14 protein-coding genes and 1 pseudogene are annotated in these 11,080 nt (G+C 42.8%); 6 read left to right on the forward strand and 9 right to left on the reverse strand.

What is annotated here, in order from left to right:
• The first annotated feature begins 28 nt into the window (after positions 1-28).
• Complete coding sequence (locus tag BG32_RS11305) at positions 29-895, forward strand: carbohydrate ABC transporter permease (protein WP_006487333.1); 867 nt, start codon at positions 29-31, stop codon at positions 893-895.
• A gap of 9 nt (positions 896-904) precedes the next feature.
• Complete coding sequence (locus tag BG32_RS11310) at positions 905-1,744, forward strand: carbohydrate ABC transporter permease (protein WP_006487334.1); 840 nt, start codon at positions 905-907, stop codon at positions 1,742-1,744.
• Between the two features lie 149 nt (positions 1,745-1,893).
• Here the strand turns inward: BG32_RS11310 and BG32_RS11315 are convergent, their stop codons facing one another.
• Positions 1,894-3,738, reverse strand: coding sequence for an LTA synthase family protein (locus BG32_RS11315; RefSeq protein ID WP_006487335.1), 1,845 nt, complete (start codon positions 3,736-3,738; stop codon positions 1,894-1,896).
• Positions 3,739-4,238: 500 nt separating this feature from the next.
• On the opposite strand from BG32_RS11315, the gene BG32_RS11320 reads away from it, so the two are divergent.
• From BG32_RS11320 to BG32_RS17175, 3 genes and pseudogenes are all read left to right on the forward strand, one after another.
• Positions 4,239-4,526, forward strand: coding sequence for a hypothetical protein (locus BG32_RS11320; protein WP_259459690.1), 288 nt, complete (start codon positions 4,239-4,241; stop codon positions 4,524-4,526).
• Positions 4,527-4,711: 185 nt separating this feature from the next.
• Complete coding sequence (locus BG32_RS11325) at positions 4,712-5,137, forward strand: hypothetical protein (RefSeq protein WP_006487341.1); 426 nt, start codon at positions 4,712-4,714, stop codon at positions 5,135-5,137.
• A 92-nt stretch (positions 5,138-5,229) separates the two neighbouring features.
• A pseudogene (locus tag BG32_RS17175) lies at positions 5,230-5,514 on the forward strand (GGDEF domain-containing protein); the annotation flags it as partial.
• Here BG32_RS17175 and BG32_RS11345 read toward each other — a convergent pair.
• The 7 genes from BG32_RS11345 to BG32_RS11365 all read right to left on the reverse strand — a co-directional run bounded on the left by BG32_RS11345 (position 5,507) and on the right by BG32_RS11365 (position 9,239).
• Positions 5,507-5,935, reverse strand: a complete 429-nt coding sequence (locus tag BG32_RS11345; protein WP_006487343.1) for a hypothetical protein — start codon at positions 5,933-5,935, stop codon at positions 5,507-5,509. The pseudogene BG32_RS17175 and the gene BG32_RS11345 overlap by 8 nt on opposite strands.
• Before the next feature lie 242 nt (positions 5,936-6,177).
• A complete protein-coding gene (locus BG32_RS11350; RefSeq protein WP_006487345.1) occupies positions 6,178-6,681 on the reverse strand; it encodes a flavodoxin in 504 nt (167 codons plus the stop codon).
• 93 nt (positions 6,682-6,774) lie between these two features.
• Positions 6,775-7,245 (reverse strand): GNAT family N-acetyltransferase, encoded by a 471-nt coding sequence (locus tag BG32_RS11355; protein ID WP_006487346.1) that lies wholly within the window; start codon positions 7,243-7,245, stop codon positions 6,775-6,777.
• 425 nt (positions 7,246-7,670) lie between these two features.
• Complete coding sequence (locus BG32_RS15620) at positions 7,671-7,817, reverse strand: hypothetical protein (protein ID WP_006487347.1); 147 nt, start codon at positions 7,815-7,817, stop codon at positions 7,671-7,673.
• 32 nt (positions 7,818-7,849) lie between these two features.
• Positions 7,850-8,104: a hypothetical protein gene (locus BG32_RS11360; RefSeq protein WP_147434987.1), complete on the reverse strand. Its 255-nt coding sequence runs from the start codon at positions 8,102-8,104 to the stop codon at positions 7,850-7,852.
• A 212-nt stretch (positions 8,105-8,316) separates the two neighbouring features.
• Positions 8,317-8,466, reverse strand: coding sequence for a GNAT family N-acetyltransferase (locus BG32_RS16650; RefSeq protein WP_259459691.1), 150 nt, complete (start codon positions 8,464-8,466; stop codon positions 8,317-8,319).
• On the reverse strand, positions 8,406-9,239 hold the full coding sequence (locus tag BG32_RS11365) for a GNAT family N-acetyltransferase (protein WP_259459692.1): 834 nt from the start codon (positions 9,237-9,239) through the stop codon (positions 8,406-8,408). The genes BG32_RS16650 and BG32_RS11365 overlap by 61 nt, the downstream gene beginning before the upstream one ends.
• A 267-nt stretch (positions 9,240-9,506) precedes the next feature.
• Between BG32_RS11365 and BG32_RS11370 the strand changes: the two genes are divergently transcribed.
• On the forward strand, positions 9,507-10,148 hold the full coding sequence (locus BG32_RS11370) for a TIGR00153 family protein (protein ID WP_039882260.1): 642 nt from the start codon (positions 9,507-9,509) through the stop codon (positions 10,146-10,148).
• Here the strand turns inward: BG32_RS11370 and BG32_RS11375 are convergent.
• On the reverse strand, positions 10,149-11,080 hold a 932-nt coding region (locus tag BG32_RS11375), incomplete at its 5' end, for an inorganic phosphate transporter (RefSeq protein ID WP_220660330.1).

An 11,080-nucleotide genomic window follows, 5' to 3' on the forward strand; every position in this document is an offset into this window, starting at 1 on the left:
CCGCTCCGCTTGATGCTGGAGGTGTAGAATGCGAAAGTGGTTACCATACCTTCTGCTGGTACCTACCTTTCTGATTATCGTTTTATTCATTTATTATCCTGCAGTAGAAGCATTTAGAATGAGTCTCTACAGAGTGTCTACCTTTGGTAACAAAACGACATTTGTGGGAATCCAGAATTACATAAACCTCTTCAACAATGAGCAGTATCTTTCCTCAGTGAAACTAACTGTCATCTATGTCGGGCTTTCTGTTACATTATCTATTTTCCTTGGTTTCATAATCGCTATGCTCCTCACACAGAACGTTCCAGGAACGAAACTTTACAGGACCTTTCTCTTCGCGCCTTATGCTATTTCCCCGGCGATAGCCGGCACCCTTTGGACCTTCCTTTTGAACCCGGTTGTTGGCCACGTAAACTATGTATTCATGAAACTATTTGGACTTCAGGTTGAATGGTTAACTTCAAAGCCTTACGCGTTCTACGCGCTGATCTTTGCAACAGTGTGGAAGATCTTGCCTTTCAACATGATCTTCTATATTGCAAGTATTCAGAACGTCTCGGGAGACCTTCTTGAAGCAGCAACTCTTGATGGAGCAGGGGTCATGAAAAAGACCTGGAGAATCATATTTCCTTTAGTTTCACCAATAACATTCTATTTGGTCATCATGAACATTGTCAGCACGATGTTCACGTCGTTTGCAATAGTCGATGTAATGACGAAGGGCGGTCCCGGAGGTTACACGACAAATATGATATATAGGCTTTATCTTGACGCATTCACTTATCAGAAAAGAGGACCCGCCTCAGCGCAAAGCGTAATAATGTTCATGATAATGGTCGTAGTCACAATAGTCTACTTCACCGTTGCAGAAAGACGAGTTCACTATCAATGAGGTGTAGTCATGAAGAAGTCCACTAGGAAGTTAGTTAATACAATAATCATAGAGATAATATTGATCACAGTATCTTTCATATTCATTATGCCTGTTATTTTGGCCATAACTATGAGCCTTCAGCCGCCTCAAAGCGTCTTTTCATTTCCACCGAAGTTTTTCCCTACGGCCTTTCACATCCAGAATTACTTTGATGCTTTCAAGACAGTTCCTTTTGCGCGTTTACTTCTGAACAGCGCAATTGTATCGCTTGCGATTACTCTTGGGAAACTCGTTACTGGAACACTTGCGGGATATGCCTTTTCGAACTTCAGATTTGCAGGAAGAGGGCTCGCCTTCGGGTTTCTTTTTGCAACTCTATTCTTGCCTGCGGAGACGATAATGATCGTTCCCTTGTTCTCCTTAATGAATAAATTTGGATGGGTGAATACATACTGGGCCCTCACCATACCTTTCATGGCGAGTGCAACAAACACTTTCTTAATGAGACAGCAATTCATGACTATCCCCCTTTCTCTTGAGGATGCGGCAAGAATTGATGGAGCCGGACCAATTAAATACTTTCTAAAAATTCTCTTGCCTCTTTCAAAATCGATCATTGCAGGCTCCGCGATCATAAACTTTGTTTATTCATGGAACATTTATCTCTGGCCGCTGATAGTTACGATGGAAGACAAGATGAAAACAGTGCAGATCGGAGTCAAGATGCTTATCGATGCTGAGTCGGCGAACAACTGGGGAATCATTATGGCCGGTACGATGGTAGCGGTGATTCCGACCCTTGTAGTCTTCTTTCTTTTGCAGAATCTCTTTGTGAAAAGCCTTGTAGGAACTGGTCTCAAGGAATAGTCAGACTCGAAAGGAAAGCCAGGATAGAATGACCAGAGAAAACCTGCACGGAGCATATTGAATTCTGATGAGAATTGTTTTGAAGCTGACCTAGTGCTGGAATATCTGGCTACATAACCTGAATGTAAAGATTACTTGGGTTTAACCTTTCAGAATCGATTATCTCTTTCGTTGCTAACACCCATTAGATTTGAAATAGAGTCATTTAGTATCAAATATTTCGAAGCCTGTATCTGCTGTATAGAATCTTTGTAACCGTCCAGGCAGCTGTACGGGGTGATCATTTTACCCGTTCTTCTCTCAACTGCTTCACTGTTATCGAGAATTCCGTCGCTGGACATTATGAAAATCCTGTTATTGTCGATGAATGAGCCTTCGGGAACATAATGAGTGAATGCGGCAAATCCCGACGACGAATTAAGAAGATCTCGACCGAACAGTATTCCGCTCTTTTCTACGATCCCGATGAGATTAAGCAGTGTGGGAAAGAAATCAATCTGACCGCCTGGTTTGGAGTTCAGGACATCGAGATTAGAATTGGGAATATGAAATAAGAGTGGAATGTTCATAGCGTGTACGAAATCGTACTCACAAGCGAGAAGCTCACTCAATATATCTTTGTTTTCTTTGTTGAAAGGATATAGCCCTGCGTGGTCTCCATAAAGAGCAATGAGTGAGCTGTCGTAAAGGCCGGCCTCTTTTAGTCCTTCAATGAATTCGCCCAATGCAGCATCGGTATAGTGTACCGATTGAATGTAGTTTCCGAAAAGAGTGCCCTCATGTTCTGGAAGGAGTTCAATTGCTCTCAGTTCCTCAGGTATTTCATAGGGATTATGGCTTGTAAGCGTTACAATGAACGCGAAGAAAGGCTCTTCGATTCCTCTTAGGTGTCCCAGTGTCTGTTTGAAAAGAGAAGAATCGCTCAAACCAAAACCAATAATCTCATCGTTTTCCATATCCTCGAGACTTATGAAATCATCAAATCCCAATGAAGGATAAATCTTCTCGCGATTCCAGAACCAACCATTATTGCCGTGAAAGGCAACCGGAAAATAACCTTTGGATTTCAGAAGCGACGGCAAAGCGTAAAAGCTATTCTCTTCCCGAGTCTGATAAACTGAAACATCACCAAGTGCATGCATTGAATTGAGAATTACAAATTCGCAATCAGAGGTGTTTCCTGCTCCAACCTGTTGATAGATTTCATCGAAATAGATCGAATCACTCGAAACCAACCGATTAAGATTAGGTGTTATCTCCTGGTCGTTGTAAACGAAGTTGACTAGAAAGTCCTGAAACGATTCGAGCTGAATGACAATGATGTTTCTATCTTTCGCAACGGAAAAATATTTACCCCGCTCAGCCATTTTATTCACGTAGCCACTATAAGAGACTTTTTCGTCAACAGTTATCCCCCCATCGACTCCCGGAATCGCCCTAACAAGATCAAACATATGGTAGGCAAAGACTCCATATCTGTTGAAGACAAAGTAAGATTGGAGGCTTTCCGAAGAAAATGGTATTAAAAGGCTAATAAGTAAGACAAACGTAATAATTCTGTCCGAATAGGTCGGTTTCCTTATGGGTGTTTCGCCCTGTCTAGACTGCTTCTTTCTCAAGTATAGTCCAACAGGTATGAGATCGATGATAAAGACAAAACTTATTGGATAAAGAACATAGACTATGCTTTCACTTATTGCACCGACGTGTCCGACATGCACAAGCTCCTTAACCGATGGGAGAAAACCGAAGTACTGAAAGTATAAAAAATCTACAAAGAGTATGCATGAAATAATGCAATATAAGAGAAAAAACTTGCCTTTGAATACAATCCAGAACAAGAGCAGCAGGAATGCCATCCAGGCAACAGTCCCAAGCAACACTGACAGCCTTGCAAGCTCAGCGGCGTAGCCGTAAAATACGAAAGACTTTAGCAGAATCAAAACGACGATTATGGTGATACTTTTCGTTGTCCATTGATAGGTCTTTTTCACAATGATCTCATCCTAAACATTTATACGAGCAACTAAATTATACTAACTCAAAACGTATCGTTCAACCAGAGGTTTTCCCTTTTTGGTACAGCGTTGTACTCCTCAGAACTAGATAGAAGGAAGAGCAAATGTATAACTAGAGCGACTTATATGTTGATATGTCGACTCTGTGATTCCTTTTCTGAAGCCAGAGAGACCAAGAGGATAGAACCTGTTCTCCGAATGAGGAATGGAGAAATTACGCAGAAGAAATTTAAGAAATTAAGGAACTCAACCGCTTGTTCCATGGTCTTGATGAATAGGATCTCGATCTTGAACGACTCTCGTCGATCCTCGGCGTGGGAATCGTTTTAACTCATCTATAGATCGTGGGATGGAGAGGCTTGTAAATTTCGCTTTAAGGCAGCAAAATTCTGAGAAAGAACGTAATTACGTGGGTCATGCCGAAAGGAGCGGAGATTCTTCGGCTAAGATCGTATTTAGTGGATCTGGAAAGACATTTGGCGAAAGATAGACATCGCAACTTCTTCCTTTCAAATGTTATGGCAATTACTGAAAACTCACCTGTCGGCCTTTGCTTCGAAGACAATTATTCGGGTTCCGTGTTCCTCAATAGAGGAGCCAGGGAATCGGGGTTGAGAGTTTCCGATTCCGTCTCTTACCATGGGGGAGAGAGCTTTGTTGAGTTTGTGAAGTCTGAGAATTTCGAGAGATGTTTCAGGAGTATGGTTATCGATTACGACGAGAAGGTTTCAGGTTTGGATGTGCGAAATTCTTTGTTGAAATAACGGATTGAAGATAACGAATAAAGAACTTTAGGAGAGCAGGAAAAAGATTAGAAAACTCCAATAAGTCGCTCTTGATCTTTCAAAGGCTGCAAGTGAAGAACATGTCTGTGATCTGATCGTGGTGACCAAGAAAATTCTGGAGTTCGATATGCCCGGTCTTGATATTGTAGAGCTTGGAAGCCTTGTTGTTAAGAGAGAAACCGAGCCAGTTTCTGACAACGGTGAAGTCCGTTACAGAAAAGAGTAGGGAGAAGGCGGCAGGACTTTATGAGAAGGGAAGACGCCAGTCTTTCCAGATACTTCGAAGGGCAGGGAGGAAAAACCGAGAAGTAGCGAATACAGATCGGCTCTCAGCAAATCTGTTGGAAGATACGGGGGTCTTCCAAACGATATCTTCAGGGCCGGATGAATTTAGTAGTGAAGCCATTGAGCTGGCGGAAGTTCTTATAGTCCATGCTGCAGAGGCAATCAACAGAATAAGAAACATATTCGAGATGACAAGGCCAACCTTTAACGACCCTCTCACGGGAGCACTCGGCAGGTATGGATTAAAGAAGTTTTCGAGAGCAGAAACCGAGAGAGCGAAAAGAAACCTCTCAGATTTTAATTGATAATGATGGATGTAGACGGTTTTAAGAAGTTAAATGACTCTTCCGGTCGTGTCTATGGTGACTCTGTGCTTTCTTAGCTTGCTGAATCTGTTAAGAAGATCATTAGAAGTGGTGAACGAATAGTCAGGTGGGGAGGCGTTGAATTCTTAATTATTCTTACCGGAGTATCCCTCGAAGATGCCAGGTCTGTGGGGGAAAGAGTACTTGATCAGCCGAGAGAAATCTGCCAAGAAAAACCGTAAACAGCGGTGAGCATAGGAATAACACGTTTGCCAGAAAACGACGATAGTGTCGACGAAATGATACACCGAGCCGACAGTGTGCTGTGCGCGGCAAAGAAAAGCGGCAGAAACTGTGTCGATATCTTTCCTAAATAGCAGGAACGGTTTTTACAATTGTAAATTTACCCGTCTGATCTCTTTCCAAATAGACAGAGAGCCGTATGTCTTTTATCCAGCTACCTTCTCTTGAACCCAAAGAATTCCATAAGCAGCTATCGATATCGGTTGGCTTAACCGAGATGGAAGCAAGCAGAACTGTATAGTTGTCTGTCTCCTCTAAAACTATTACGTCCTCAATCAAATATCCGGTAAGCCGTGACTCTTCTGGAAGCCAACGATCTTCAAAGCCTTTCAAGTAATCACCTAGCAAGGAGCTACCGATTTCCTTTGCAGTAATCTCTTTAACAAACTCGCTTTCAACAGAAGAATGAAACAAAGTGTCCCCAAGGAAAAGCACCGTGCCGAGCAAGGCTGCTTGCAGAAGAATGGCCAGGTAGATCCATCTGTAATCTTCCATTAGAATCAACTCCCATATACCATGAAAAAAGACCTCACGCAGATTATACCGTATTTCTTCGGCATATCAGAACTTCCGTGAACAATTGGAAAGCGAATAGAGTGGTCGACAGAACGTGGAATCGCACCGCTAGATTAATCTAATTTTTACGCTCTCAATAAAGACAAATCGTCAGTTTTGAAAAGGAAAGCTCTTGCCTCGCTTTAAAGACAAGAGCCATCTTTAGTAAGTCTCATTTCATACTAGGACAGGGATTTCAGGACCTGTCTGGCCCAGTTTGCACTTGCGTTGGCTGCATATTTTACGCCGGAACCTATTGGATCGTAGAAATCTATGGCACCGACAATTTTGTTTTCCGAAAGCTTGCTTATCAACTCCTGGAAAACTATTCCCATTAGGCCCTCATGGGTACAAAATAGAGCGATGTTTTTATTGGAAAGTTTGGTTTTTCTAATGAAGCTTTCGATTGGCGGTGCGTAGCTCATTGCCCAAACCGGTGAACCAATAAAAATTAGGTCGTAATTGTCGGGGTCAAGCAAAAAAGGTTCAAGATCCGGCACGGGGTCCATACTAACACTCTCCCCTTCCCAAATGTACTTCACTTTTCTTCCGCCACTTTTTTCCACCGGTTTTAGCTCGAGAAGATCGGCATTGGTTTCGCCTGCAATTGATTCGGCAATTGATTTAGTACTTTCGTCATGAGAGTAATAAACAACTAGAACGTTCCTTCCATTTTCTACAGACATAAATCAGACCTCCAATTAATATCCGACTATTATTATCTATATTTATTCTCTCACATTTGACGTTGTTTTCATAGAACTATAAGGTGTCTTCGACTAATCTTGAGCAAAACGCATTTCTGCGTACTTTGTCTTGAATCCCATCTTTTTATAGAGAAACCTTGCAGGGTTATTCTCTTCAACATGCAGGGCAATATCGCCGTTGCACATTCTCTTTATCTGTTTGATCAGTTTTTTACCGATGCCTATGCCTCTGGCTTCTCTGTCAACCGCGATGTAAACGAGTATGTGTTCTGGTATATACCCCTTCATCCCCGTGTCGTTTACTACAGAAGCACCAAGAATCCTCTCTCCATGTCTTGCAATAAGAACGAAGCCACCTTTACCCGCTTCGTTCGAGAAGGCATATTCAATGGATCTCCAGATTGCTTTTCTATCGTCACCGTACTCTTCAAGGTGAGTATGAAGGAAGTCGACGATTCTGTCGATTCCGATTTCCTTGTCGGCAGTTTCCATGTTCTCAAATCGATCAATAGTGATCTTCTCGTTTTTGGTTAGCAGCTTCAAAAAAACACCTCCGTTTTGAAATAGATATTCGTTTGTATATCTAATATAATTATACCATCGTGAATTGTTAACAACTGTAAAAGCTTATTATAGCGATCTCAACTATTTCGGCTGAAAAGGGATTACGGGAGGTGGCTTAACAAAATCTTTGCCTTCATTAGAAACAAGCCAGTACAAACTACCGTCGGACTTCCCCACTCTCAAGCTCTATTCAATGAGATATCTTCCCAAAAGAACTAATCATCGCAGAATCTCTTCAACTTCTCGTTTACCTCTTCATTGTTGTTTCTCAGCACTGGCTCACAAACACCTGCGATCTCCCATGGCACTATTCCTGTCCTTCTGCCTATTCCTAAGTCTGATCAACTCACCGGACTCACTGAAGTTTTCGCGAGCCGCTACGCTCGTTCGCGCTCAGTAACAGCTTACTGCTCATCTACCGTAGCTGCGTTTCCACGTACATCTACTATTCTGTCTTCCTTAATTACGCTGGGTTCCATCATCTCGTGAAAAAGAAGAAAGGTCTTTGCCTGTCTAGCCTTCTCTCTCAGTCCTGATCTATGATTTCTCACGTGTCGTTGACTCAAGTTCAGTTTTTTTGAGTTTATTTGTTGCCCAGTGATGTGCAAGAATACGCTATCATTGTCTGCTGGTGTTCTGAGAGTCCGGTGTAGTTCCTTTCATGCATGAGAATAGAGTGAAAGGGCGAAACACGGTTTCTAGATCTGTGTTCTTTCGCTGCCATTTCGGCGTCTATAAGAACTTCATCGGGATTTCCAAAGACCTCTCCCTTCTTAAAAGACATTTCACATGTCAAACAGACATAGTCTGTGTTTAGAACTCTATAAGCGGCCTTCAATTCCTCAATGCTGCTTTCCAAGAAAAGTTCGGAAGATTCAATGAACTAACCTCTCGCTTGAGAGTATGTATGATAGATAATGATGAAGAGTGCAAACAAGAGAGGTATGTGTTTGATCATAAGTAACTATGCAGTTCACTCGTTTATCACAATACCTCGACGCCTTTAAGCCTTCAGACAATGGTAGGTGAACAGGAGTTGAAAACTGTTGTTCATATTTCCAGTGCGAGAACTCTTCTTTTCAGCCGAACTTTGAATCCGGCTTTTTCATAGATCTTCTTTGCCGAGGTTCTGTCAGACGTCACCGATAGAATTGCCCGTGTCTTGCCCAGTTTCTTAAGGTATGTAAGAGAAGTCGCCAAGAGGCTCTTGCCACGCCCTTTCCTCTCCACTCCTGTACCACAAAGATTTCCTCAGTGTAGCACTTAGCGCTGTTCTGAGCATCGGGATAAACCATTACACTTCCTGCAATGTTTCCTCCGGCATCGATGGCGGCAATTATTACGCCTTCTCGTCTCCATTCGTCTCTACTGAAGAAGTAATTGAGATACTTGTATTCTAGTGGGGAATCGGGAAAGCATATCTGCTCAACCCTGAGATATTGCAAAATCTCCGGCTCTCTTCTGGGTTTCAGCTCTGCGATATTTAAACCCTCAGGAAGGCTATAAGAAGAGATCTCTTCACTGAGATCCTTCTCCATGTAAATAAAGTCGATCCAGTGAGTGAATCCTGCTGAGGAAAAGAAATCACTCTTAGTCTTCTCGGTGTCGGCGACTTTCACACATATTCGCCTCCCGGCGGACGGAAAGAAGCCCCTCGTGGATTCGATAATCAAAGGAATCGAAGCTTTGTAAAGGGCAGACATTAGATCCGGATCTGCGAAGTGCTCAAGTATTATTTCGAGCCAAATGTGATGAAAGAACTCTCTTGAGAAATTCTGCCGGGAGAAGAATCTTGAAAATCCCAGAACCCTTCCATTATCGACTGCCAGAAGAATATTCTTTCTTCCGTTCAGCAAAGGATTTCTGAAATCGTCAGCCGTGAATTTCTCGGCGTCCGGATGGTCTCTTTCATAATCTAACTGAATGTCTAAAATTCTTTGCTTAAAATCCTTTGAATAGCCCTGAATTATCACTTATGAACCTCCGCTTGAATGATCTCAAAATGGATAAAGTGCCAGCTTTCATACTTATTAACAATCATCACTAATCAAATATCATCATCTTATCAAGTTACCCCGGATAACTCTGAGATAAAAGTGGCATAATATATAAATAATAGAATCTACTAGAGTTTGTCAAGCGTTGCACGGAAAATCAAGTTCTTAGGGCGTGATGAAGTTATGGAAAACAGAGACTCTAGTGGATTTGCAAGTATCTTGAAGTTCGGAGGTGGACCACTAATGTTTTTTGGTAAGAAAGAAGTGGCGATTATTCAGCTTTTCCACGAGCACCTGGATTTCATCTCAAAGACTCTGGAGAACCTTGAAAAGGTCTTTCTTGCCATTGAGAGTGAGAATTCTATGTCGATAGAGATTTACGCGGAAGAGGTAGGAAAAATGGAATCGGCTGCAGATGCAAAGAGGCGCGAGATGGAAAATGCCATGTATCAAGGGGCCTTCCTTCCCAATTTTCGCGGAGATTTTCTCGGCCTTGCAGAAACGTTTGATAAGGTAGCTAATGAAGCGGAAAATGTTGTTGACCAGATAATACTGCAACATCTCTCGGTACCTCAAGAGCTCAGGAATGATCTGCTAAAACAGGCTCAGCTGGCAATTAAAACTTATGAAGTATCGAAGGAGGCAGCTCTAAACCTCTTTCAGGAGCTCAGTGTAGCCGAGGAGATGATAAAGGAAACGGAACGTCTCGAGAACATTGAGGACAGCCACGAGCGGGCACTTATAAAAAGGATTTTTGAAATGGATCTCACACTTGCCGAGAAGAGACAGCTGCGGGAACTGGTTCTTTCGATTGGTGATATTGCTAATTATTCGGAGGATTGCTCCGACCGTATGGAAATCATCGTCCTAAAAAGAAGAGTTTAGTCAGAAAAGTCCCTTAACGGCATTGACAACCAAATAAAGCCCAAGGGATACGAATCCGGCGATCAACGGAGTTTGTAACCATCCTAGAGCTATATTCCGTAGGACCTTAAAGTTGATGTCGCTGGAACCTCTTGCAAGGCCTGCACCAATTACTGCACCAACTATTGCCTGAGAAGTTGAAACTGGAACTCCTATTACTGCAAAAACCCACACAGTTATCGCCTGGGAAAGCACGGCTATCACAGCGGAGAAATGATCGAGCAGCGTAATCTGCTTTCCGACAGTGAGCATTACTCTCTTGCTGAATGTCAGGACGCCAAGGGCAATACTTAGTCCACCGACCAGCGCGGCGATATCGTATGAAATTATGCCTGCAAGCGGGCCGGTGACGTTAGCAACGTTGTTTGCACCAAGAGCATATGAGCCATACGCACCTATAATCAGTGCTCCAATCTTAAGTGAAAGATCTTGAGCTTGTATTGTCTTTATTCTTCTGAATAGAATCGCAGATAGCTTGTAGAGAAAGAATGAACCAATGGCTGCCCCTATAGGGGTGGCTATCCAGCAGATTACTACTTTAATTAGAACCGACCAGTCAACTGTCGAGTTTAGGATCCCTATCCCCAGAATTGCTCCCATCATTGCTTGGGAGGAAGAGGAAGGGATTCCCAGATATGTCATTATTGTCATTGAAATAGCCGCTCCAATTGTGCTTACAGAAGCAGTAAGAAGTGTCTGACTGCTAACACTGGAGATTGTTTCCAGTCCCCTGGAACCCTCCAGGAGCGCACCAATAACTATGAAGACAGCAGAGAGCACCACCGCGACGCGGTATTTTACGAGACCTGAAGTAACCGCAGTTCCATATACATTTGCAGCGTCATTCGCACCCAAAGCCCAGCCGAAAACAACAGCAGGTATTATCGCAAAAA

This window comes from Mesotoga sp. HF07.pep.5.2.highcov, assembly GCF_003666285.1.
GTDB classification, from domain to species: domain Bacteria; phylum Thermotogota; class Thermotogae; order Petrotogales; family Kosmotogaceae; genus Mesotoga; species Mesotoga prima.

Bases quoted from the DNA above. Each gene is read 5' to 3' on its own strand.
- BG32_RS11305 (WP_006487333.1), top strand. From the start codon at position 29: ATGCGAAAGTGGTTACCATACCTTCTGCTGGTACCTACCTTTCTGATT.
- BG32_RS11310 (WP_006487334.1), top strand. From the start codon at position 905: ATGAAGAAGTCCACTAGGAAGTTAGTTAATACAATAATCATAGAGATA.
- BG32_RS11345 (WP_006487343.1), bottom strand. From the start codon at position 5,935: ATGGAAGATTACAGATGGATCTACCTGGCCATTCTTCTGCAAGCAGCC.
- BG32_RS11350 (WP_006487345.1), bottom strand. From the start codon at position 6,681: ATGTCTGTAGAAAATGGAAGGAACGTTCTAGTTGTTTATTACTCTCAT.
- BG32_RS11370 (WP_039882260.1), top strand. From the start codon at position 9,507: ATGTTTTTTGGTAAGAAAGAAGTGGCGATTATTCAGCTTTTCCACGAG.